This is a genomic window from Micromonospora parva (assembly GCF_000718515.1).
GTDB classification, from domain to species: Bacteria; Actinomycetota; Actinomycetes; order Mycobacteriales; family Micromonosporaceae; genus Micromonospora; species Micromonospora parva.
Genome location: NZ_JNZS01000006.1, coordinates 243,818 through 266,404, shown reverse-complemented (window position 1 = coordinate 266,404; position 22,587 = coordinate 243,818). Strand labels below are relative to the sequence as shown.

18 protein-coding genes and 1 pseudogene are annotated in these 22,587 nt (G+C 71.5%); 13 read left to right on the top strand and 6 right to left on the bottom strand.

Annotated features, from left to right (window positions below; translation table 11 throughout):
* Positions 1–530: 530 nt before the first annotated feature.
* Positions 531–2,282: a beta-N-acetylhexosaminidase gene (locus IF22_RS0109550; protein ID WP_030330430.1), complete on the bottom strand. Its 1,752-nt coding sequence runs from the start codon at positions 2,280–2,282 to the stop codon at positions 531–533.
* Between the two features lie 317 nt (positions 2,283–2,599).
* Here IF22_RS0109550 and ppdK point away from each other — a divergent pair, with 317 nt between their 5' ends.
* A complete protein-coding gene (ppdK, locus tag IF22_RS0109545; RefSeq protein ID WP_030330429.1) occupies positions 2,600–5,308 on the top strand; it encodes a pyruvate, phosphate dikinase in 2,709 nt (902 codons plus the stop codon).
* Positions 5,309–5,351: 43 nt separating this feature from the next.
* On the opposite strand, the gene IF22_RS0109540 is transcribed toward ppdK, so the two are convergent.
* Complete coding sequence (locus IF22_RS0109540; RefSeq protein WP_051708281.1) at positions 5,352–5,852, bottom strand: roadblock/LC7 domain-containing protein; 501 nt, start codon at positions 5,850–5,852, stop codon at positions 5,352–5,354.
* Between the two features lie 253 nt (positions 5,853–6,105).
* On the opposite strand from IF22_RS0109540, the gene IF22_RS0109535 reads away from it, so the two are divergent.
* The 3 genes from IF22_RS0109535 to IF22_RS0109525 all read left to right on the top strand — a co-directional run bounded on the left by IF22_RS0109535 (position 6,106) and on the right by IF22_RS0109525 (position 8,690).
* Complete coding sequence (locus IF22_RS0109535; RefSeq protein ID WP_030330427.1) at positions 6,106–6,459, top strand: VOC family protein; 354 nt, start codon at positions 6,106–6,108, stop codon at positions 6,457–6,459.
* A gap of 101 nt (positions 6,460–6,560) precedes the next feature.
* Complete coding sequence (locus IF22_RS0109530; protein ID WP_030330426.1) at positions 6,561–7,826, top strand: deoxyguanosinetriphosphate triphosphohydrolase; 1,266 nt, start codon at positions 6,561–6,563, stop codon at positions 7,824–7,826.
* A 15-nt stretch (positions 7,827–7,841) separates the two neighbouring features.
* Positions 7,842–8,690, top strand: coding sequence for a siderophore-interacting protein (locus IF22_RS0109525; RefSeq protein ID WP_030330425.1), 849 nt, complete (start codon positions 7,842–7,844; stop codon positions 8,688–8,690).
* A gap of 8 nt (positions 8,691–8,698) precedes the next feature.
* On the opposite strand, the gene IF22_RS0109520 is transcribed toward IF22_RS0109525, so the two are convergent.
* Positions 8,699–9,904 carry a low temperature requirement protein A gene (locus IF22_RS0109520; protein ID WP_156057408.1) on the bottom strand — a complete coding sequence of 402 codons (1,206 nt, stop codon included), beginning with the start codon at positions 9,902–9,904 and terminating at the stop codon, positions 8,699–8,701.
* A 113-nt stretch (positions 9,905–10,017) separates the two neighbouring features.
* Here IF22_RS0109520 and dnaG point away from each other — a divergent pair.
* Together dnaG and IF22_RS0109510 are read left to right on the top strand one after the other, a co-directional pair.
* Positions 10,018–11,920, top strand: a pseudogene (gene dnaG / locus IF22_RS0109515) (DNA primase).
* The gene (locus tag IF22_RS0109510; protein ID WP_030330422.1) at positions 11,921–12,457 is read left to right on the top strand and encodes a hypothetical protein; all 537 of its coding nucleotides are present in this window, start codon (positions 11,921–11,923) and stop codon (positions 12,455–12,457) included.
* Positions 12,458–12,466: 9 nt separating this feature from the next.
* Here IF22_RS0109510 and IF22_RS0109505 read toward each other — a convergent pair whose 3' ends face one another.
* Both IF22_RS0109505 and IF22_RS0109500 read right to left on the bottom strand, forming a co-directional pair.
* The gene (locus IF22_RS0109505; protein ID WP_030330421.1) at positions 12,467–13,486 is read right to left on the bottom strand and encodes a TAXI family TRAP transporter solute-binding subunit; all 1,020 of its coding nucleotides are present in this window, start codon (positions 13,484–13,486) and stop codon (positions 12,467–12,469) included.
* Entirely contained in the window at positions 13,483–15,816 is a 2,334-nt protein-coding gene (locus IF22_RS0109500) for a TRAP transporter permease (protein WP_245233574.1), read from the bottom strand. The genes IF22_RS0109505 and IF22_RS0109500 overlap by 4 nt, the downstream gene beginning before the upstream one ends.
* Positions 15,817–16,011: 195 nt before the next feature.
* On the opposite strand from IF22_RS0109500, the gene IF22_RS0109495 reads away from it, so the two are divergent.
* The gene (locus IF22_RS0109495) at positions 16,012–16,944 is read left to right on the top strand and encodes an ABC transporter ATP-binding protein (protein ID WP_030330419.1); all 933 of its coding nucleotides are present in this window, start codon (positions 16,012–16,014) and stop codon (positions 16,942–16,944) included.
* Positions 16,945–17,188: 244 nt separating this feature from the next.
* The gene (locus IF22_RS0109490) at positions 17,189–17,728 is read left to right on the top strand and encodes a hypothetical protein (RefSeq protein ID WP_051708274.1); all 540 of its coding nucleotides are present in this window, start codon (positions 17,189–17,191) and stop codon (positions 17,726–17,728) included.
* Between the two features lie 97 nt (positions 17,729–17,825).
* Here the strand turns inward: IF22_RS0109490 and IF22_RS0109485 are convergent, their stop codons facing one another.
* Positions 17,826–18,062 carry a hypothetical protein gene (locus IF22_RS0109485; protein ID WP_030330417.1) on the bottom strand — a complete coding sequence of 79 codons (237 nt, stop codon included), beginning with the start codon at positions 18,060–18,062 and terminating at the stop codon, positions 17,826–17,828.
* A 267-nt stretch (positions 18,063–18,329) separates the two neighbouring features.
* On the opposite strand from IF22_RS0109485, the gene IF22_RS0109480 reads away from it, so the two are divergent.
* The 5 genes from IF22_RS0109480 to IF22_RS0109460 all read left to right on the top strand — a co-directional run bounded on the left by IF22_RS0109480 (position 18,330) and on the right by IF22_RS0109460 (position 22,353).
* Entirely contained in the window at positions 18,330–19,118 is a 789-nt protein-coding gene (locus IF22_RS0109480) for a helix-turn-helix domain-containing protein (RefSeq protein ID WP_030330416.1), read from the top strand.
* On the top strand, positions 19,109–19,300 hold the full coding sequence (locus IF22_RS0109475) for a DUF397 domain-containing protein (RefSeq protein ID WP_030330415.1): 192 nt from the start codon (positions 19,109–19,111) through the stop codon (positions 19,298–19,300). Before IF22_RS0109480 ends, IF22_RS0109475 begins: the two co-directional genes overlap by 10 nt.
* Before the next feature lie 331 nt (positions 19,301–19,631).
* Entirely contained in the window at positions 19,632–20,420 is a 789-nt protein-coding gene (locus IF22_RS0109470; RefSeq protein ID WP_051708273.1) for an ABC transporter permease, read from the top strand.
* A 33-nt stretch (positions 20,421–20,453) separates the two neighbouring features.
* Positions 20,454–21,263, top strand: a complete 810-nt coding sequence (locus IF22_RS0109465; RefSeq protein ID WP_030330413.1) for an ABC transporter permease — start codon at positions 20,454–20,456, stop codon at positions 21,261–21,263.
* A gap of 64 nt (positions 21,264–21,327) precedes the next feature.
* Positions 21,328–22,353 (top strand): YihY/virulence factor BrkB family protein, encoded by a 1,026-nt coding sequence (locus IF22_RS0109460; RefSeq protein WP_030330412.1) that lies wholly within the window; start codon positions 21,328–21,330, stop codon positions 22,351–22,353.
* Positions 22,354–22,587 lie beyond the last annotated feature (234 nt).

Sequence of the window (22,587 nt, the reverse complement as noted above, 5' to 3'; positions counted from 1 at the left end):
CCGTGCGGGGGGTGTAACCGGGGCGGCCGGGCGGGTGTTCCCGGCGGCTGCCCTCCACCGGTCCGGGGGGGTGCGGTGGTCTGCCAGGTATAACGACCCGGCCCGGCCCCCGATTCCGCCGTCGGGGTGGCCCCGACCACCCGATATCCCCACCCAAACCGGACATCGGTGCTCGCCGGGATGCCCCGACATGACGGACGAACGGGATGATCGACTCGGGTTCCTGAATACCGCGCTGTCCCGGGGCCCGGGACGCCCCGACTTCATGAAACCCGAGTGGATCACGCCCGTTCTGCGCCGTTCACGCCGCCTGGGCGGACCGCGCCGGGCAGACCGGGTGGGGCGGACCGCGCCTGGGCGGGGCGGGTTGGGGCGGGGCCGCGCCTCAGCGAACCGGCGGGGCGGACGGCGCCTGGGCGGAACGCGCTAGGGCGGACGTGCCGGGGCGCAGCTGGGCGGACGCACCGGGGCGCGCCGGGCGGGCCGTGCCGGGGCGGGCCGCGCCGGGGCGGACCGGGTCGGGGCGGAGGTCAGGGCTTGGTGGTGTCCGTTTGGGGGACGTTGCGCTGTGTCGGGATGGCCGGTGTGGTGGACCAGGGGATTTCGGGCGCGCGGTGGAAGGTGATGCCGGCGGTCTCCCAGCGTGGGCCGTGGCCCGCCAGGCGGTCGCGGAAGCCGTTCCAGTCGTGGGTCGCCCGGGGCGACCAGCCCAGCTCGGCGATGGCGGGGAGCCGGGGCAGCAGCAGGAGTTCGATGTCGGCCAGCGAGGTGACCGATTCGGTCCAGAGCGGTGCCTCCACCCCGAGTACCGCCTCGGTGGGTACGTCGGCAACGTGCGTGCCGGGATCCCAGTCGTACGCCTTTCGCACGTCGATGAGTCCGGCCCAGTCGTGCCCGATCGGGGTGTCCGGGGCGTACTTCATGTCCAGGTAAGCGTGGTTGCCGGGGGAGATGATCAGCTGAGCGCCACGACGTACGGCCTCGGCGGTGGTGGGGTCTTCGCCGTTCGTGCCCCACCACTGCAGGACCCGCCCGTCGAGGTGGGCGGCCGGTGCGAGCTGGTGCCAGCCGACGACGGTCTTGCCGAGGCCGGCCACGATGCGCTGGACCCGCTCGACGAAACCGGTGTAGACCTCGCCCTTGACCTTGAACGCCTCGTCGCCGCCGACGTGCAACCAGGGGCCGGGGGTGAGCGCGGCCAGCTCGCCCAGGACGTCGGCGACGAAGTCGTACGTCCGCTCGTCGGCAGGGTCGACGTAGCTGAAACCGACCTCGGTGCCGGTGTACGGCGGCGGCGCGATCTTGTCGGGTGCCAGCTCGGGGTACGCGACCAGCGCCGCGTTGGTGTGCCCCGGCAGGTCGATCTCCGGGACGACGGTGATGTGGCGGTCGGCCGCGTAGGTGACGATCCGCGTGTAGTCGGCCTTCGTGTAGTGCCCGCCGGGGCCGCCGCCGACCTCGGTGGTCCCGCCGAGGGTGGTCAGCTTCGGCCAGGAGTCGACGGCGATGCGCCACCCCTGGTCGTCGGTGAGGTGCAGGTGGAGATGGTTGAGCTTGTAGCGGGCCAGGTGGTCGACCACCCGCAGCACGTCCTCGACGGCGAAGAAGTGTCGTGCGACGTCGAGCATCGCGCCCCGGTAGGGGAACCGGGGTGCGTCGGTGATCGTCCCGCCGGGCAGCGCCCACCGTTCGGTGACCGGGTCGCGGCTCTCGATCGCCGCCGGTAGCAGTTGGCGCAGCGTCTGTACGCCGTAGAAGAGGCCGGCGGCGGTGCTGGCGGTGACGCGTACCCCGTCGGTGGTGATGTCGAGCCGGTAACCCTCCGCGCCGAGGTCGACGGTGTCGTCCAGCACCAGCGCGATGCCACCCGCGGGCTCCGGCGTGGTGGCGTCGGTGACCGGCAGCGGGTAGCCGGTGGCCGGACGCAGGAGGTGGGCGAGTTGCTCGGCGACCGCCAGCGCGGCGGGGTCGGCGGTGGCCACGATGACCGCTTCGGCCGGCAGCACCCAGTCCCCGGTCGGGTCCGGCTGGACCTGCTGCGGGGCGGGGACGACGTCGGCCAGCCGGTGTCGGGCCGGCGGGGCGAGCAGGTCGCCCGCCGCCCGCTCGGCGGCTTGGGCCAGTGTGGCCGCGTCGGCCTGGGCCAGTGTGGCCGCGTCGGCCTGGGCCAGTGTGGCCGCGTCGGCCTGGGCCAGCGTGGCCGCGTCAGGTTCCCGCGTCGGCAGCGGCACCGCGTCGGTGGCGGGGACGGCGCTGGGGGCGGAGGAGGGGATGGTCGACACGGCGGCGACTCCGGGGGGTGTATTCGCGTCCGTTATGGCAAAAGTGAGGTTCACCGGCTGGCGTGGCGTCAAGCGTACGACGCTCGGCCGGGATGCGTGATGGTGCGCATGGAAGCGTTCCCAAAAACCGGTACGAACACGGATAGTCGTGATGGCTGTGCCAATTGTCACCGAACGGTCCCAGGTCACTCGATGGTCGCTTAACCTTCGCCCACCGACCGACGTTGACCCCGGGATTACCGGCGGTCCGTCCCGGGGAAGAAGAAACTGAACCTTCGTTAAGTGTCAATCCCGGCGCGTGTGTTGTGGAGGCTCTGGTGGCAGCGCAAGAGACCGTCGATCACAAGTACGTCTACGACTTCTCCGAAGGCAACAAGGACCTCAAGGACCTGCTCGGCGGCAAGGGGGCGAACCTCGCCGAGATGACCAACCTGGGTCTGCCCGTCCCGCCCGGATTCACCATCACCACCGAGGCGTGCCAGGCGTACCTGGCGACGGGCCGGGAGCCGGACGGGCTCGCCGGTCAGATCGAGGCGCACCTGGAAGCGCTGGAGCGCGCGATGGGCAAGCGCCTCGGCGACCCGCAGGACCCTCTGCTGGTGTCCGTCCGCTCCGGTGCCAAGTTCTCCATGCCCGGCATGATGGAGACCGTCCTCAACGTCGGCCTCAACGACCAGAGCGTGGTGGGACTCTCCGCCCAGGCCGGACAGAACGACAGGTTCGCCTGGGACTCCTACCGCCGTCTCATCCAGATGTTCGGCAAGACCGTGTGCGAGGTGCCGGGCGAGGAGTTCGAGCACGCGCTCGACGACGTCAAACACGCCAAGGGCACCCACAACGACCTGGATCTGGACGCCGACGACCTGCGCGGGCTGGTCGACGCGTACAAGAAGATCTTTGTGAAGCACACCGGGCGGGAGTTCCCGCAGCAGCCACGCGAGCAGCTCGACCTGGCCATCCGGGCGGTCTTCGAGTCGTGGAACGCCGAGCGCGCGGTGCTCTACCGCCGCCAGGAGCGGATCCCGGCCGACCTCGGCACCGCTGTCAACGTGGTCAGCATGGTCTTCGGCAACCTCGGGCCGGACTCCGGCACCGGCGTCGCGTTCACCCGTGACCCGGCCAGCGGCGCGCAGGGCATCTACGGCGACTACCTGGCCAACGCCCAGGGTGAGGACGTGGTCGCCGGCATCCGCAACACCGTGCCGTTGCAGGAGTTGGAGCAGCTCGACAAGTCCTCCTACGACGAGCTGCTCGGCATCATGGCCCGGCTGGAGGAGCACTACAAGGACCTCTGCGACATCGAGTTCACCATCGAGCGCGGCAAGCTGTGGATGTTGCAGACCCGGGTCGGCAAGCGCACCGCCGCCGCCGCGTTCGTCATCGCCGGGCAGCTCGTCGACGAGGGCCTGATCGACCTGGACGAGGCGTTGCACCGGGTCAACGGCGCGCAGCTGGCCCAGCTGATGTTCCCCCGTTTCCAGCTCGACCACGACTTCCAGCCGGTCGCCAAGGGCATCGGCGCCTCGCCCGGCGCGGCGTCCGGCACCGTGGTCTTCACCTCCGCGCGGGCTGTCGAGCTGGCCGCCGAGGGCAAGTCGGTGATCCTGGTCCGCCGGGAGACCAACCCGGACGACCTGAACGGCATGATCGCCGCCAAGGGAATCCTCACCTCGCGCGGCGGCAAGACCAGCCACGCCGCGGTGGTGGCCCGGGGGATGGGCAAGACCTGCGTCTCCGGTGCCGACGAGATCGACGTGAACGTCCCGGCGAAGCGGTTCACGGTGGCCGGGCAGACCGTCAACGAGGGCGACGTGGTGTCCATCGACGGCACCACCGGCAAGGTCTACCTCGGTGAGGTGCCGGTCATGCCCTCCGAGGTGGTGCAGTACTTCGAGGGCAGCCTCGACCCCGAGCACATCGACAACGCGCTTGTCCGGGCCGTACACCGGATCATGACGCACGCCGACGGCAAGCGGCGGCTCGCGGTCCGCACGAACGCCGACACCGGCGCGGACGCGGCCCGGGCCCGGCGCTTCGGTGCGGAGGGCATCGGGTTGTGCCGCACCGAGCACATGTTCCTCGGTGACCGGCGGGAGCTGGTCGAGCGGCTGATCCTGGCGCGCGGCGCAGATGAGCGGGAGGCGGCCCTGGCCGCGTTGCTGCCGTTGCAGCGGGCCGACTTCGAGGAGATCTTCCGCGAGATGGACGGTCTGCCGGTCACCGTCCGGCTCATCGACCCGCCGCTGCACGAGTTCCTGCCGCCGTTGGAGCAGCTCGCGGTCAACGTGGCGGTCGCCCAGGAGCGCGGCGAGGACGTCGCCAAGGAGGAGGCGCTGCTCGCCGCCGTCCGGCGGATGCACGAGGAGAACCCGATGCTCGGGCTGCGCGGCGTCCGCCTCGGCCTGGTCATCCCCGGCCTGTTCGCGATGCAGGTGCGGGCCATCGCCGAGGCGGCCGTCACCTGCGCCCGCCAGGGTCGGGTCGCCAAGCCGGAGATCATGGTGCCGCTGGTCGGGGCCGTGCAGGAGCTGGAGACGGTCCGCGCCGAGGCCGAGAAGATCATCGCGGAGGTGGTCGGGGACAGCGGGGTCGAGGTGCTGATCGGCACCATGATCGAGGTGCCCCGGGCGGCGCTGACCGCCGGACAGATCGCCGAGGCCGCCGAGTTCTTCTCCTTCGGCACCAACGACCTGACCCAGATGGGCTGGGGTTTCTCCCGCGACGACGTCGAGGGCGCGTTCTTCTGGCGGTACCTGGAGCTGGGCATCTTCGGCATCTCGCCGTTCGAGTCGATCGACCGCGACGGCGTCGGCCGGCTGGTGCGGATCGCCGCCGAGGAGGGGCGCGCCGCCCGGCCCGGCCTGAAGCTCGGCATCTGCGGTGAGCACGGCGGTGACCCCGACTCGGTGCACTTCTTCCACGAGGTCGGCCTGGACTACGTGTCCTGCTCACCGTTCCGGGTGCCGGTGGCGCGGCTGGAGGCCGGTCGGGCGGTCGTGGAGAGCGGCGGGTCGGACAGCCGCTGACGCACGTCGACGGCGGCCCGGACGCCCGGGCCGCCGTCGACGCTCAGATCGGCGGGCGACGCCAGGTGGGTCGGGACGAGCGGCGCAACTGCGCCGGCAGGGTCGCCATCGGGGTACGCGTGGCCAGCGGGGCGTGCGCGTCCGGCACGGAGGTGGCGCCGATGCCCGTGCCGCGGACGTCCAGGAACGATCCCGCCCGACGGGCCACCGCCCGCGCCTCCTCGTGCAACGCCTCCAGGTCCCCGACCGCCGACCCGGTGACGACTGTCAGCAGGGCGCTGCGCCCGGCCGGGTAGGTCACCACGCAACCGGTGGTGGTGCAGACCACCGACTCCCGGAACTCACAGTGCCCGACGGTGTCGGCCACCCGGTGACCGAGCCCGAAACTCGCGGCGGCGAGCGCGGCCAGATGGGTGGCGTCGGTGCGGGGCAGGTCGCTGGAGATGAGCAGCCCGTCGGTGCCGGCGAGCACCGCCCCGGCGATGTCGGGGCGGCGGTGGCGTAGCCCGCGTAGCTCCGATCCCATCACCGTGTCTGCGTCCACGAGCGTCACCCCTCATCGGTTGGCTCTGCGTGTCAGTCGCCTGGTCACGTTCCGCGCTGGGAACGCTACCGGCAGCCACTTCCGACCGCGAGCCCGTAACCCTCGGCGATCGGTTGGCAACTGGGGGCCAATCGGTGGTTGTGTGCCTTCCGTCGATGCGTCGCGGGTGCTTCGCGCGGTGGTGGCGGGCGTAATCTTGGCTCCCTCGCACACGGCCGATTGGGCGCCGCGTCGAACGGGAAGAGGTGACTGCATGACCAGTGTCTGGGAGAGCCTGACTGTCGACGCCCGCGATCCCGCCCGGCTGGCCCGCTGGTGGGCCGAGGCGCTCGGCTATCAGGTGGTCACCGAGAAGCCCGACGAGGTGGAGATCCGCCAGTCCGCCGACCGCCTGCCCGGCCTGGTCTTCGTGCCGGTCGCCGAGGGCAAGGAGCGCAAGAACCGCCTGCACCTCGACCTGCGCCCCGCCGACCAGGAAGCCGAGGTCGAGCGGCTGGTCGACATGGGCGCCCGGCACGTCGACATCGGTCAGGGCGACGTCGAGTGGACGGTGCTGGCCGACCCGGAGGGCAACGAGTTCTGCGTGCTCCGTGAGCGCGAGGAGTGAGCCGGTCTTGCGAGCCCCGCAGTCGCGAGTTGCGGAAACCCCGTGAGCGCGAGGAGTGAGCCGGTCTTGCGAGCCCCGCAGTCGCGAACTGCAGCGAATTGATGCGCGGAAGGGGTGACGCGGCGGACGCGCGGTTGGTCGAGGAGCCGCCCAAGGACACTGGGCACCGCCGGTCGCCGTACGAGCGCGACCGGGCCCGGGTGCTGCACTCGGCGGCGTTTCGCCGGCTGGCCACCAAAACCCAGGTGCACACCGCCGGCACTGACGACTTCCTGCGTACGCGGCTGACGCACTCGCTGGAGGTGGCCCAGATCGCGCGGGAGATGGGTGCCCGGTTGGGCTGCGACCCGGATGTGGTGGACGTGGCGGGGGTGGCGCACGATCTCGGGCACCCGCCGTTCGGGCACAACGGCGAGGCGGCGTTGGACCTGCTCGCCACGCCGTGCGGCGGGTTCGAGGGCAACGCGCAGACCCTGCGGGTGTTGACCCGCCTGGAGGCGAAGGTGCTCGTCCCGGACGGCTCGTCCGCGGGGCTGAACCTGACCCGGGCGTCGCTCGACGCGATCGGCAAGTACCCCTGGCCGCGCCGGCCGGGCGAGCGCAAGTTCGGGGTGTACGCGGACGACGCCGCCGTCTTCGACTGGATCCGGGCCGGTGCGCCGGGTGAGCGGCGCTGCCTGGAGGCCCAGGTGATGGACTGGGCCGACGATGTGGCGTACTCGGTGCACGACGTGGAGGACGGCATCCACGGTGGATACGTCACGTTGCGTCCGCTGTTGACCGACGCCGACGAGCGGGCGGCGCTCTGCGCGGACGTGGCCGCCGCCTATTCCGGGGAGTCCGCGTCGGACCTGGCCGAGGTCCTTGTCGATCTGCTGGCTGGCCCGTTGCTCGCCCCGCTCGCCGGGTACGACGGCAGCCACCGGGCGCAGGTGGCGTTGAAGGCGACCACCAGCGGGGTGACCGGGCTGTTCGTGTCCGCGGCGGTGGCTGCCACCGAGGAGCGCTTCGGTCCGGGCCCGCACCGCCGTTACGGTGCCGACCTGGTGGTGCCCCGACTGGTCCGGGCGCAGTGCGCGCTGCTCAAGGGCATCGCGCTGCGGTACGTGATGCGTCGCCGTGGCTTCCGGGGCCGCTATGAGCGGCAGCGGACGATGCTGGCCGAACTGGTCGCCGCGCTGGTCCGGCACGCCCCGGAAGGGCTCGACCCGATCTTCGCCCCGCTGTGGCGGGCCGCCCCGGACGACGCGGCCCGACTGCGGGTGGTGATCGACCAGGTGGCGTCGCTCACCGACCCGGCGGCGGTGACCTGGCACACCCGCCTGGTCGGTACTGGTGCACCCCCGACCGGCCACCAGCGAACTTAGGCTAACCTAACTGACATGACGGAACGCCCCAGGAACGTCACCTCGGCCCGGGTGCTGCGCACCGAGCGGCCCACCCCGCACCTGATCCGGCTCGTCCTCGGTGGGGACGAACTGGTCGGCCTGCCGGTGGGCGAGTTCACCGACCACTACATCAAGGTGGTGTTCCCGCAGCCGGGGGTGGCGTACCCGCAGCCGTTCGACCTCGCCGCGATCCGCCGGGACATGCCCCGGGAGCAGTGGCCCCGGCTGCGCGCGTACACGGTGCGGCGCTGGGATCCGCTGGCCGGGGAGCTGACCGTGGACGTGGTCTACCACGGCGACGAGGGGTTGGCCGGCCCGTGGGCCGCCGCGCTGCGCCCCGGCGACCCGGTGCACTTCCTCGGGCCGGGCGGCGCGTACGCCCCGGACCCGGACGCGGACTGGCATCTGCTGGTCGGTGACGAGAGCGCCCTGCCGGCGATCGCCGCCGCGTGCGAGCGCCTGCCGCTGGGCGCGCGGGCCCATGTCTTCGTGGAGATCTCCGACCCGGCGGAGGAGCAGAAGCTGCTCAGCCCGGGGGCGGTCGAGCTGACCTGGCTGCATCGCGGCGCACGCCCGGTGGGCGAGGCGCTGGTCGCGGCGGTGCGGGCGTTGGAGTTCCCGGCCGGCCAGGTGCACGCGTTCGTGCACGGCGAGGCGGCCTTCGTCCGGGAGCTGCGCCGGCTGCTGCGCGGCGAGCGGGGCGTACCCCTGGACCGGCTCTCCATTTCCGGCTACTGGCGGCGCGGTATGGACGACGAGGGCTGGCGCTCCACCAAGGCCGCCTGGAACCAGCAGGTGGCGGCCGAGGAGGCAGCGGTCCCGGCGCCGGCCGCGGCGGCCTGACGCGCCGGTCATCCCTCGGGCGTGTTCAGCTCCTGACCGGCGCGGGCGAGGCGCCGGCTGAGCAGTACGGCGTACCCGACGACCGCCAGGGAGAGCAGCGACAGCATCAGCCTCGGCTGGTGCACCGTCGTGGTGATCACGCCGACCGAGACCACCCCGTAGGCGGCGATCGCCAACCGGGCGGCGCTCGGTCGGGTCCACAGCCAGTACAGGGCGAGCCCGCAGACCGTCCAGATCACCATCGCGGCACCCAGCAGCAGCCGCAGCTCCAGCGGCAGTCGGTTGGCGTTGTCGTCGACCAGCCGGACGACCTGCCCGAGCGCCCAGCCGAGCAGCAGCAGCGCACCGCCGAGCGGAATGTGCAGGTAGCTGTACGCCTGCCCGCCGCGCAGTCGGCGCTGGGTCAGGCGGGTGGTGACGAAGGTGGTGTAGACCCACCAGACCGCCGCCGGGATCAGGAAGGCCAACGCGGCGGTGAGGATCATGTGTGGCGGGGGGTGGTCCGGCACGGCGAAGAGCAGGCTGGCCAGCGCGCTACCCAGCACGATGATGGTGAACTGGCCGATCCGTTCCGGCAGGTGCCGGTTGTCCACCGGCCAGCGGTTGAGCCAGCGCACCCCGACCCAGGGGGTGGCCAGCTCGATCACCATCGCGACGATCCACAGCACCGGGCGCAGCTCGATGGGCGCGGCCAGCGACACCAGCCAGAGCGTCCAGCCCGACCCGAAACCGATCAGATAGACCGTCGTGACCATCCGGGCCATCGGGCTGGTGGGACGGGCGCGCAGGTACAGCAGGAGCAGCACGCCCCGCACGATCAGGTACCCGACCGGCAGGAGCACGCTCTCCGGCACCTCGTCGACGCCGAGGGTCATCGCGCCCGCGCCGACCAACGCGACGAGCACCAGCACCCGGTGCAGCGCGTCGTCCGGGTCGAAGCGGGTGTCGTAGTAGACCTGCCCCATCCAGGCCCACTGGACCACCACGAAGAGCCCGATCACGGCCAGCACCGCCCTCGGCGACGGGCTCGGTTCGTCGCCCAGCCGGGCCACCACCGCCGCCAGCGCGTACACGAAGATGAGGTCGAGGAAGAGTTCCAACCAGGTGGCGTGCCGATGCCCGGCCTCGTCCGCACCCGGGGTCTGGTCGGGTAGCCCGACCAGACCGGCCAGCCATCTCGGCAGGCGGAGGGCTTGGGTCCGTACCCGGCGCATCTGGTCATGGTCCCCGCGCGGACCCGGCTCGCGGGTCGGAACCGCCCAGCCGGCAGCGGCCGCCGCCACACCGGCGTCCCCCGGCCGGCGTGTCGTCGGTCCGGCAGGGCAGGATGTACGGGGAGGGGGTGGCGAATGGCTGGGCGGATCCGGGACGAGGACATCGCACTGGTCCGGGAACGCACCTCGATCGGGGATGTGATCTCCGAGACGGTCACCCTGAAGTCCGCCGGCGGCGGCAACCTCAAGGGCCTGTGCCCGTTCCACGACGAGAAGAGTCCGTCGTTCAACGTGTCTCCGGCCCGCAACGTCTGGTACTGCTTCGGCTGCGGGGCCGGCGGGGACGCGATCAAGTTCCTGATGGACGCGGACCACCTCAGCTTCGTGGAGTCCGTCGAGCGGCTGGCCGGCCGCGCCGGCATCCAACTGCGCTACGTCGAGGACGACAAGGGCACCCCGCGGCCCCGCCCGCAGCAGGGTCAGCGGCAGCGTCTGGTCGCCGCGCACGCCGCCGCCGTCGAGTTCTACCGGGCGCAGCTCGGCACCGCCGGGGCCCGGCCGGCCCGGGAGTTCCTGGCCCGACGGGGCTTCGACCGGGCCGCCGCCGAGCGCTACGGCTGTGGGTTCGCGCCGGACGGGTGGGACCTGCTCACCAAGCACCTGCGCCAGCAGGGCTTCACCCACCAGGAGCTGGTCACCGCCGGGTTGTCCCGGGAGGCCCGCTCCGGCACCCTGATCGACCGGTTCCGCCGCCGGCTGCTCTGGCCGATCCGCGACCTCGCCGGTGACGTGATCGGCTTCGGGGCGCGCAAGCTCTTCGACGACGACGACGGCCCGAAGTACCTGAACACCCCCGAGACGCCGATCTACAAGAAGTCGCACGTGCTCTACGGCATCGACCAGGCCAAACGGGAGATCGCCAAGCAGGGGCGGGCGGTGATCGTCGAGGGTTACACCGACGTGATGGCCTGTCACCTGGCCGGGGTGACCACGGCGGTGGCGACCTGCGGCACCGCGTTCGCCGCGGACCACATCTCGGTGCTGCGGCGGCTCCTGTTCGACAGCGACGAGGTGGCCGGCGAGATCATCTTCACCTTCGACGGCGACGCCGCCGGGCAGAAGGCCGCGCTGCGCGCCTTCGAGGACGATCAGCGTTTCGTCGGGCGCACCTTCATCGCGGTCAGCCCGGACAACATGGACCCGTGCGATCTGCGGCTGGCCAAGGGCGACCTGGCGGTGCGGGACCTGGTCGCCCGCCGCGAACCGCTCGTCGACTTCGCGCTGCGCCACGTGATCGGTCGCTTCGACCTGGACACCGTGGACGGCCGGGTCGAGGCGATGCGGCACGCCGCGCCGCTGGTGGCCCGCCTCAAGGACCGGGAGAAGCGCCCGGAGTACGTGCGCAAGCTCGCCATGGACCTCGGCATGGAGATCGAGCCGGTGCAGCGGGCGGTGCTCGCCGCCGGCAACACCGCGTCGCCCGGCACCCGCGACGCCGCCCCCGCCGGCCGGCCCACCTCGGCCCGCCCCGAGCCGGCAGTGGACAGCCCACAGTCGATGGTCGAGCGGGAGTCGCTCAAACTCGCCCTCCAGCAGCCGGTCCTGGCCGGGCCGATGTTCGACGCGGTGGAGGCCACCGAATACCGCCACCCGGTGCACGTCGCGGTGCGTACGGCCATCGCCGCGGCCGGTGGTGCCGCGTCGGCGACCGGCGGCGCGGTCTGGATCGAGTCGGTCCGCGACGCCTGCGACGACCTGGCGGCAGCGGCGCTGGTCGGTGAGTTGGCCGTCGAACCGCTGCGGATCGACGGCGAACCGGACCCGCGCTACGTGTCGATCACCATGGCCCGGGTGCAGTTCGGGTCGGTGACCGGCCGGATCCGGGACCTCAAGTCACGCATCCAACGGATCAACCCGGTCAACAACAAGGACGAGTACTTCGCCGCCTTCGGTGAGCTGCTGTCCCTGGAGCAGCACGCCCGGGCGCTGCGCGAGCAGGCTGCGGGAGGCCTCTAGATGGGACTGTTCAGCCGTAAGCCGAAGCTGCCGCCGGCCGACCGGCCGCCGCTGACCTCCGACGAGCGGGTGCTGGCCTGGGCGGCCGCCGGCAACGGCGAGGGCGACGGGGTGGTGGTCGCCACCAACCTCGGGTTGTGGCTGCCCGGTCGGGGGCAGCGGCTCGGCTGGCACACCATCCTCAAGGCGGTCTGGTCCGGCCGGGAGCTGACCGTCACACCCGCCGAGCCCGTCGCCGAGCGGGACGGCTACACGGTGGTCGTCGACGGTCCGGCGGAGACGTACCTGCTGCTCGACCCGGGAGAGCTGCCGCACCAGGTGCGGGCCCGGGTGACCCGCTCGGTCGCGTACACCGAGCACCAGCCGGTGCCCGGCGGCGCGGCGCGGGTCGCGGCCCGGCGCGTGGCCGGGGTCGACGGTCTGACCTGGACGGTCCGACTCGACCCCGGCACTGCGGCGGACGACGAGGCCCTTTTCGCCGAGACCGACCGGCTGGTCGCCGTGGCCCGCGCCGCCACCGCGCCGGCCGACGTCTGAGCGGCCGGGTCAGCTCGCGCCGAGGTCCTTCAGCGCCTTCTCCGCGCCGCGGTGCAGCGGCACCGGCAGGGTCCTGCGGGCCCTCTCCAGCGAGATCCCCTTGGCCGCCGGGTTGGCCTGGGCCAGCGCGTCGCGCTTGTCGAACACCGTCCGGGTGATCGCGCAGGCGACGTTGGCGTCCAGGTCCTTGCGGACCAACAGCACGTTGGGTACGACGATGGTCGGGGTGTCGGTGGCCGTGCCGTACGCGTCCCGCCCGATCGTGCCTTCCTGGTAGCCGGGGCTCAGCGCGGCCATCTTCGGCAGCAACGGCGAGAGGTCGACGAACTTCACCGAGTCGCCGGCCGTGGTGAACAGGTCGGTGAGCCCTCCGGTGGGCAGACCGCCGGACCAGAAGAAGCCGTCGACGCTGCCGTCCTTGATTCCCTCGACAGTCTTGGTCAGGTCCAGTCGCTGCGCTCGGACGTCCTTCGCCGGGTCGAGGCCGGCGGCCTCCAACAGCCGGTTGGCGATCACCTCGGTGCCGGACTTCGGCGAGCCGGTGGAGATCCGCTTGCCCCGCATGTCGGCCACCGAGGTGATCCCGGAGTCGTTGCGGACCACCACCTGCGTGTAGTTGTCGTAGATGCGGGCCAGCGCCTGCACCGGCTGCGGCGCGGAGAAGCTGCCCTTGCCCTCGACCGCGTTGACCGCCGTGTCGAACAGCGAGAACGCCACGTCGTACTGGCCGCCGACGAGCTGCTCGACGTTCTGCACCGACGCGCCGGTCTCGGCGGCGGTGCCGGTGAGCTTGCCACCGGTCGCCCCGGACAACTGCCCGGCCAGGGCGTTGCCGACCACGTAGTAGACGCCTGTCGCGTTGCCGGTGGCGATGCCGACGCGGGTCTCCTTGGTCACCTCGCAGGTGACCTCACTGGCCGCGTCGTCAGTGGCCGCACCGCCCTGCTGACCTCCGCACCCCGCGGCGCCGACCGCGACGAGGGCGAACACGCTCAGGCTCGCGGCGAGCCGTACGTCGATTCGTCTCACAGTTGTTCCTCCACAGGATCGGACGGTTGTCGGTCGGCGGACCGGTGTCGCAGGAACACACCCGCTGCCGCGACGGCGGCCAGCGTCGCGCCGACGGTGACCGGCACGGGTTCGAGCCAGAGCAGTGTGACGCCGGCGAGGACGCCCAGCAGCCGTTCCGGGGCGCCGACCGGCCCCACGCCGGGCAGCCAACCACCGGCGGCGACGGCGAGCACGGCCACGCTGAGCGCGGTGACCACGGCGGCGAAGGCGATGCGCCCGACGCCACCGATGCCGAGCAGACCGAGCCCGGCCGGCGTGATGACGAAGGCGATCGGGGTCAGGTACGCCGGCAACGCGTACCGCAGGGTCTGCCACATGGTGGGCACCAGCCGGCCGCCGGTGACCGCGGCGGCGGCCACCGCGGCGAGCGCGGTCGGTGGGGACACCTCGGACAGCACCGCGAAGTAGAAGACGAACATCGCCGCAGCCGGCGCGGTGACGCCCAGGTCGAGCAGCGCCGGGCCGACGATCACCCAACCGATCACGAACGACGCGGTGACCGGCACGGCCAGGCCCAGCAGGCTGAGCGCGAGGGCGGCGAGCAGCGCGGTGAGCACCAGCACCAGCGTCGGATCCGACGTGGCCGCCTTCGCCCCGCCGATCAGCAGCGCTGCCGCCTGCGGCCCCAGGCCGGTCTTCGTGGTGGTCGCCGTGATGATGCCGGCGGCGGCGCAGACGGCGGTGACGGCGAGGACGCCGCGTACGCCGGTGACGAGCGCTGTCACCAGCCTGCCCGGGGTGAGCCGGTGCGTGCGGTCCAGGAAGGAGAGCGCGACGGCCAGAACGGTGGCGAACACGACCGCCCTCGTCGCGGACATTCCCATCGCGAGGAACACGATGATGGCGATCAGCGAGGCGAAGTGGTAGCCGAACCGGCCCAGCAGACGCCAGGGCGAGCCGACGTCGACCACCACCGGGCGTACGCCGGAGCGGCGGGCGTCGATCTCCACGGCGAGCAGGATGCCGAGGTAGTAGAGCACCGTCGGCACTGTTGCCCAGCCCAGCACCTGAAGGTACGAGACGCCCAGGTACTCGGCGATGATGAACGCCGCCGCGCCCAGGGTCGGCGGGGAGAGGATGGCGCCCACACCGGCCGCGGCCAGCATGCCGCCGGCCCGCTCCGGTGGGTAGCCGGCGCGGCGCAGCAGCGGCCAGGTGACCGCGCCGATGCTTACCGTCGTCGCCGCCCCGGAGCCGGAGACGGTGCCGAGCAGGAAGCCGGAGGCCACAGCGGTCCGGCCGGCGGCGGTACGCGAGCGCCGGAACGCCGCGGCGGACAGGTCGACGAAGAACCGCCCGGCCCCGGACAGGTCCAGCACCGCGCCGTAGATGGTGAACAGCACGATGTACGAGGCGGCCACGTCGAGTGGTGTGCCGTAGAAGCCGCTGTCGGAGTTGTAGAACGCGTCGACCAGTTGACTGAAGTCCAGCCCGGCGTGCGCGACCGGCCAGGACTGCGGCAGCAACCCGCCGTAGTAGCCGTAACCGAGGAACACCAGGCAGATGGCGGGCAGGATCCAACCGGTGGTCCGTCGACAGGCTTCGAGCAGCAGGAGCAGCAGGACGGTGCCCAGCACCAGATCCGTCGGCGACAGCAGACCCTGCCGGTCGAGGAACGCGTTGTAGCCGCCGCCACCGTCGCCGATCCGGATCGGCACGATGGGGTAGAGGCAGGCCGCGACGGCCAGGGCGACGAGCACCCAGTCGGTCACTGTGGGCCGCGTCGACGCGGGTCGCCGCCGGATGCGGAGGCGGGCCGGCAATCGCAGGTCGGCCGGGTAGGCGAGGAAGACCAGCGGAAGGACGCCGGCCAGGAAGATGATCAGGTAATACTTGCTGCCCTGCGACAGGGGCTGGAACACCTGCCACAGGGCGAGCGCGCCGACCGCCAGCGCCGCGATGGTGAGAAGCAGCCCGGTCGGCCCGGAGAGCACCCGGCCCGGCTTCTCGTCCTCGAACTGGGCGGCCAGGTCCCGAGTCGCCTGCTCGGCGACGTCCGGCCCGGCCTGGTCGGGCTTGCCCGGATCAGGGTCGGCCTGGTCGGGCCTGGCCTGGTCCGGTTTGCTCGGGTCGGGCCTGGCCTGGCCTGGCTTGCCTGCGTCGGGCTCGGTCTGGTCGGGCCTGGCCTGGTCGGGCTTGCCTGCGTCGGGCTCGGCCTGGTCGGGCCTGGTCGCCGGGCTGGTGAGCGAGCTGGTGCCGTCGGATTCGGCGGGTTCCGCCGGCCCGGCTCCCGGTCGTGGTCGGGGTGGCCTGCCGCCGGGGCGCGCCGCGCTCTTGTCGGCGGGCAAGTTGGCTGGTCGGGTAGGTGACGACGAACCATCGGGCGAGCTGATGGGCGACACAGGGGGACGATACACGTCGATCAGCTGACGGGTGGGGCATCGATCGGCGTTTCCCCACCGCCGGCACCGGCACCGGCGCTACCGGCCAATGCGGACGTATGTGCGTGGAGGTCTGTCGGACCCGGCGGTTAGTGTCGGGCGGTGACTTCGGGGCGACCACTGATTCAGGCTCGTGGGCTGGTGAAGCGGTTCGGCGATTTCACCGCCGTGGCCGGCATCGATGTCGAGGTCCGCTCGGGTGAGGCGTTCGGCTTCCTCGGGCCCAACGGCGCGGGCAAGTCGTCCACCATGCGGATGGTCGGCTGCATCTCCCCGCCCAGCGGTGGCGAGCTGCGCATCCTCGACATGGATCCGGTGGCTGACGGGCCGGCGATCCGCGCGCGCCTCGGGGTGTGCCCGCAACTGGACAATCTCGACCCGGAGCTGACCGTCCGGGAAAACCTGACCGTCTACGCCCGCTACTTCGGCATCTCCCGCCGGACGGCTCGGGAGCGGGCCGCCGAGCTGCTCGACTTCGTCCAGCTCACCGAGCGGGCCGACAGCAAGGTCGAGCCGCTGTCCGGTGGCATGAAACGTCGACTGACAATCGCCCGCGCGCTGGTCAACGACCCGGAGATCGTGCTGCTCGACGAGCCGACGACCGGGCTCGACCCGCAGGCCCGGCACCTGGTGTGGGAGCGGCTGTTCCGGCTCAAGCAGCAGGGCGTCACGCTGGTGCTCACCACGCACTACATGGACGAGGCCGAGCAGCTCTGTGACCGGTTGGTGGTGATGGACGGCGGGCGGATCGTCGCGGAGGGCTCGCCCCGGGCGTTGATCGAGCAGCACTCGACCCGCGAGGTGGTCGAGCTGCGCTTCGCCGCCGAGTCGCAGGAGCCCTTCGCCGGCAAGCTCGACGGGCTGGGGGAGCGGGTCGAGGTGTTGCCCGACCGGGTCCTGCTCTACGTGCCCGACGGTGACGCGGCGGTCGCCGAGGTCGCCGCGTTGGGGCTCCAGCCGGCGAACGTGCTGGTCCGGCGCAGCGGCCTGGAGGATGTCTTCCTGCATCTGACCGGCCGCACCCTGGTCGACTGAGCACCCACGGCTGATCGGCCGCACCCTGGTCGACTGACCGCCCACCCCTGATCGCTGCCAGCTCGGCCGCGACATCTCCGGCGTACCGACGCGGACTCGCCAAGATCCACTCGGCTTTCTGAAAGTCGGGGTGACGCGGCGGGCCCGACAGCCCGATTTCCGGAAACCCGAGTCGATCAAGGAACGGGCGGGGAGTGGGCCGCCGTAAGGTGACCGGCGGTATGCCGTATCCCGAAGGAGCTTCATGTCCGATCTGGTGACCGCCAACCGACGTCAGGCCGGGCTCACCGCCCTCTACCTCGGCTTCTTCGCGATGGTCTGGTTCAGTGTGCCGGCGGCGGAGCAACCGCTGCGCGCCCTGCTCGTGGTGGGAAGCATCGCCGCGTTGCTCACCGCCGTGCTGGGCGGCGTGTTGTCCGCCCGACTCCGGGGGGCCGGCAGCCCCCGGGACCGGGCAGCCGACCGCCCGTACCTGCTCATCGTCGTCGCCGAGTTCGCCGCCGCCGGGCTGGGTGCCGCCGTGCTGGTCGCCGCCGACTGGTCCGAGTACGTTCCGGTGCTGGTCTGCCTGGTGGTCGGTCTGCACTTCTTCCCACTCGCGCCGCTGCTGCGCGACCCGCTGCTTCGCCCGCTCGGTGGGGCGCTGTGCCTGGTGGCGGCGGCCGGGCTCGGCATCGCCCTCGCCTCGGCGGTCTCCGCCGGTCTGGTGGTCGGCGTCGGCGCGGGAGTGCTGCTGCTCGGTTACGCCGTGCAGGCGCTGGTCCGCGCGTACCGACCGGCCTGACCGGTGGCGGCCGTCGAGGTCGACCCGTTCGGATCGTTGGCAGCTCAGCAGCAATCGTTGCCGCGTGTCGCGCTGCTGAGCTGCCAACGATCACCGCTCAGCGGGCTCTGGCCCAGGTGAGGAACCGGTCGCACAGCCGGTCGTTGTCGACCTGGCCGGCGAGGTCCCCGGCCGCCTCGTGGTGCACAGTGGCGAGGTAGATGAGCAGGCTGATCCGGTCCTCGCGGTACTCGCCGAGCAGCGCCAGACGGGCCGGCGAGCAGGGCCACGCCGCACCGCAGACCCGGCAGCGCCAGGACGGCCGGGCCGCCACGTGCGGGCGGTACCGGGGCATCAGTGCCCGCCACCGTCATGAGTCGACCGGGTCAGTGGCACGAGGGAACCTCCGTCGGGTGGGTGGGAGCGCCCCGGATCGGGGGGTCACAGGGCGCTCCCGGCCTGGTTCCGCCCGCCGTCCGATCCCGTGAGCGGTTCCGCTGCGTGACAGTCTGCTGAGGATCCGACTACGGTGGGAGGTTCCGCACGCCGACGACCAGCGCGTACGGCGGCCGGCCCGGCACGGTACGAGGATGTACGGGGGTTGTCCGTGGAGAGTTCGTCCATGCTGGAGCACTTCGCCGAGGAGCTGCGGCTGGCCCGGGCCGCCAGTGGCATGTCGCAGACGGCGCTGGCCGAGGCGCTGAGCTACTCCGGGGCGCTGGTCGCCAAGGTGGAGACGTCCGAGCGGCGGCCGAGTCTCGACTTCGCCCGCCGGTGTGACGCCGTGTTCTCAGCTGACGGTCGGTTCGAACGCATCCAGCGGCGGATCAGCCGCGAGGCCGTGGTGCCGTGGTTCCGCGACTGGGCCGCCATCGAGCAGGAGACAACCGCACTGCGCTCGTTCGAGCCGCTGTGTGTGCCAGGTCTGTTGCAGACCCAGGGGTACGCCCGCGCCCTACTGACCGGCGGCGGGTTGTTCGCGCCGGACGAGGTCGAGCAGCAGGTGGCGACCCGGCTGGACCGTCAGGGACTGCTCACCCGCGACCGGCCCCCACTGCTCACAGCCGTGATCGATGAGCACGTGCTGCGCCGCTCGGTTGGTGGGCCGGCAGTGATGGTCGAGCAAATTCAGCACCTCGTGAAGCTTGGTTCGGCGTTTCCCAGGGTCCGAATTCAGGTGGTGCCAACCGCTGCCGGTGCTTACGTTGGGCTCGGGGGCCCCTTTGTGATCGCTACCTCGACGCAGGGGGAGGACCTCGTTTACCTCGCCGGACAGCGCCATGGGCAGGTGATCGACCGAGTCGAGTACATCCGGCAGATGGTCGAGGTGTGGGAGTCGATCCGCGGTGAGGCACTATCGCACAGGCAGTCCCTCGATCTGATGGCGGAAGTAGCGGAGACATGGATTTGACCGGCGCCCGGTGGCGCAAGACCGTCCGTAGCGGCCCGGATGGCGGCAACTGTGTGGAGGTTGCCGACAACATTCCTGGTGTGGTCGCCGTTCGCGACTCCAAGGACCCGGGCGGCCCGGTGCTCGTCTTCACGCCTGGCGCGTGGCGGGCGTTCGTCGGGTCCGACCCCGTCGGCCGGTAGGTGGCGGTCGTCGCTCCGATCGGTTCCGCGGCCGAACTCGGGTGGACGCTGGCCGGAGGGAGTTCCCGATACCGGTCGACGCCGTCGGCACCGACCCGTCTCGGGTGCGGGTCGCCCCGCTGATCGACTCGACTTTCAGGAAGTCGGGCCGACCCGCGGCCGTTGACACCCCGACTTCTTGAAACCCGAGTTGATCAACGAGCGGGCCTCGAGTGGCGCGCGGCGAAACCCGGGCGACACGTCGGCGGGCCCGTCGTAGGGTGACCGGCGGTCTGTCGTACCCCAGGGGTAGACAGGTCGTGGTGGACGACGCGGTGGGCGGGGTGATCGGGTGAGTGTGGCGGGATCGGCGCGGTTCCCCTGGGTGCCGGCGTACGCGGTGTTCGAGCACTACCTGGTGGGTCTGCGACGCACCTGGCGGGCCGGGGTGTTCTCCTCGTTCCTGCTGCCGGTGCTGACCGTGCTCGGCTTCGGGCTGGGCGTCGGCGCCTACATCGACCAGGGCGTCGGCGGGGTGCGTTACCTCGACTGGCTGGTCCCCGGGCTGATCGCCTCGACCGCGCTCCAGGTGACCGTCGGCGACTCCACCTGGCCGGTGTTCAGCAACTTCCAGTGGGTCAAGACCTACTTCGCGCAGGGCGCTTCGCCGCTGCGGGTGGGTGACATCGTGGCCGGGCACCTGGCTTTCGTGCTGTTCCGGGTGCTCACCACCATCGCGGCGTTCCTGCTGGTCACCGGGGTGTTCGGGGCGTTGCGCTCGCCGTGGGCGGTGGCCACCCTGCCGGTGGTGGCGTTGCTCGGGCTGGCCGTCGCCGCGCCGACCTTCGCGTACGCCGCGTCGGTGTCGAGCGACAACTGGCTGGCGATGCTGTTCCGGTTCGCGGTCATTCCGATGACGCTCTTCGCCGGGGTGTTCTTCCCGGTCGAGTCGTTGCCCGACGCGCTGCGCTGGCTGGCGTACGTGACGCCGTTGTGGCACGCCGTGGACCTGTGCCGGGCGGCCACGCTCGGTGTCGCCCCGCAGTGGTCGATCGTCGGGCACCTGCTCTACCTGGCCGCTTGGGCGATCGCCGGCTGGTTGCTGGCGGTGCGCGCGTTCCGCCGCAAGCTCGTCGTCTGAACAGCAACCCGAAGAGCGAGCAGAGAGGGTGTCGTGGTCACGCTGATCCTGCCCCGGCTGGTCGACGTCTCCGCCGCGTCCCGGCGGTCGGCGTCGGTGCTCGGGCGCAACGTCGCGGCGCTGAAGTCGGTCTACTGGCTGCTGCTGCTCTCCGGCTTCGTGGAGCCGCTGCTCTACCTGCTCTCCATCGGGGTGGGCGTCGGAGCGCTCGTCGGCGACCTGCCGCTGCCCGACGGGCGGCTGGTCTCGTACGCCGAGTTCGTGGCCCCGGCGATGCTCGCCGCCTCGGCGATGACCGGGGCGCTCGCGGAGACCACCTTCAACTTCTTCGGCAAGATGAAGTACATGAAGCTGTACGACGGGATGATCGCCACCCCGGTACGGCCGTTCGAGATCGCCGTGGGCGAGTTGGGTTGGGCGATGCTGCGGGGCGGCGCCTACTCGGCGGCGTTCCTCGGGGTGATGGTCGCCCTGGATCTGACCAGCGTCGCCCGCGCGCTGACCGCCCTCCCGGCCGCGGTGCTGGTCGGGTTCGCGTTCGGGGCGCTCGGCATGACGATCGCCACCCTGATGCGCAGCTGGCAGGATTTCGACCTGATGGGCTCCGCGCAGTTCACCCTCTTCCTCTTCTCCGGCACCTTCGTGCCGGCGCAGGCCTATCCGACGGTGCTGCACTGGCTCGTCGAGATCACCCCGCTGTACCGCTCGGTGCACCTGATCCGCGGGGTCACGCTGGGCAGCGGCGGCTGGCTCTGGCTGCTCGACGTGCTCTACCTGCTGGCGATGGTGGTGCTCGGCCTGCTGGTGGCTTCCCGGCGAATGGCCAGGTTGCTCTACACCTAGGGGTTATCCGCGCCCGTCGACGGGGCATGACCGGAGGTGACACCACCGACCAGGAGGAGGGGCGATGGCCTCGGACGAGTCTTCCGCCCAGCGCGAGCGTGATCGCGATCGGGCCACCACGCCCGTTGGCCCCGACGCGGGCCCGGACAGCCCCACCGACCTGCCCGGCAGTGGCTGGAAGGCGGCCTTCCGCCGGACGATCACCGAGTTCCAGGACGACAGCCTGACCGACTGGGCGGCGGCACTGACGTACTACGGGGTGCTGTCCATCTTCCCCGGCGTGCTGGTGCTGATATCCCTGCTCGGCCTGCTCGGCGAGAGCGCCACCGAGGGCGTCAAGGACACCGTCAACCAGGCGGTGCCGAACGACAGCATCCAGAAGATCATCGAGGGCGCGATCGACACCGCGGGCCGCAACGGTGGCCTGGCCAGCATCGCCGCGATCGTCGGTCTGGTGGCCGCGTTCTGGTCGGCCTCCGGTTACATCGGCGCGTTCATGCGTGCCTCCAACACCATCTACGACGTGCCGGAGGGGCGACCGATCTGGAAGACGCTGCCGATCCGGCTCGGCGTGACAGCGGTGATCGGGGTGCTGCTGCTGGCCAGCGCGGTGATCGTGGTCTTCACCGGCCGCCTGGCCGAATCGGTCGGTGACGTGATCGGGGTCGGCTCGACGGCGGTGGCGGTGTGGGACGTCGCCAAGTGGCCGGTGCTGCTGGTCCTGGTCAGCCTGATGTTCGCGATCCTCTACTGGGCCTCGCCCAACGCGCGGCACGGCGGCTTCCGCTGGGTCAGCCCGGGCGGGGTGCTGGCCGTGGTGATCTGGTTGGTGATCTCCGGCCTGTTCGCCTTCTACGTGAGCAACTTCGGTTCGTACGACAAGACGTACGGGACGCTGGCCGGCGTGATCATCTTCCTGGTCTGGTTGTGGCTGAGCAACATCGCGATCCTGCTGGGGGCGGAGTTCGACGCGGAGTTGGAACGCGGTCGCGCGATCTCCGCCGGCCACCCGGTGGACGACGAGCCGTACGTCGAGCTGCGCGACGATCGCAAGCTCCGCAAGAAGCGCAACTCCGCCGGCCGCCGCTGACGGCCCAGCGCCAGGAGCCGGGCCAGCACAGGCCAGCAGAGCGCCAATCGCCCGCCACCCGAGGATCGGCTGGCGGGGCGATTGCATGTCTGTCGATGAAACTGGCGGCGAGGGGTCGCAGGCCGTCCGTGATCCTTTCCTTGATCGACTAGTAGCTTTTGTTCTTTCGGACAAAAGTTGGTCTCGGAACGGTTGAAGCTCTGGACAGGCGGCGCTGAACGCTCTTACTGTGTC

Excerpts from the sequence above, each read along its gene's own strand:
- IF22_RS0109525 (WP_030330425.1), top strand. The coding sequence starts at position 7,842 with ATGACGGAACGCCCCAGGAACGTCACCTCGGCCCGGGTGCTGCGCACC.
- IF22_RS0109480 (WP_030330416.1), top strand. The coding sequence starts at position 18,330 with ATGCTGGAGCACTTCGCCGAGGAGCTGCGGCTGGCCCGGGCCGCCAGT.
- IF22_RS0109520 (WP_156057408.1), bottom strand. The coding sequence starts at position 9,904 with ATGCGCCGGGTACGGACCCAAGCCCTCCGCCTGCCGAGATGGCTGGCC.
- IF22_RS0109535 (WP_030330427.1), top strand. The coding sequence starts at position 6,106 with ATGACCAGTGTCTGGGAGAGCCTGACTGTCGACGCCCGCGATCCCGCC.
- IF22_RS0109485 (WP_030330417.1), bottom strand. The coding sequence starts at position 18,062 with ATGCCCCGGTACCGCCCGCACGTGGCGGCCCGGCCGTCCTGGCGCTGC.
- IF22_RS0109490 (WP_051708274.1), top strand. The coding sequence starts at position 17,189 with ATGTCCGATCTGGTGACCGCCAACCGACGTCAGGCCGGGCTCACCGCC.
- IF22_RS0109510 (WP_030330422.1), top strand. The coding sequence starts at position 11,921 with ATGGGACTGTTCAGCCGTAAGCCGAAGCTGCCGCCGGCCGACCGGCCG.
- IF22_RS0109475 (WP_030330415.1), top strand. The coding sequence starts at position 19,109 with ATGGATTTGACCGGCGCCCGGTGGCGCAAGACCGTCCGTAGCGGCCCG.
- IF22_RS0109530 (WP_030330426.1), top strand. The coding sequence starts at position 6,561 with ATGCGCGGAAGGGGTGACGCGGCGGACGCGCGGTTGGTCGAGGAGCCG.
- IF22_RS0109460 (WP_030330412.1), top strand. The coding sequence starts at position 21,328 with ATGGCCTCGGACGAGTCTTCCGCCCAGCGCGAGCGTGATCGCGATCGG.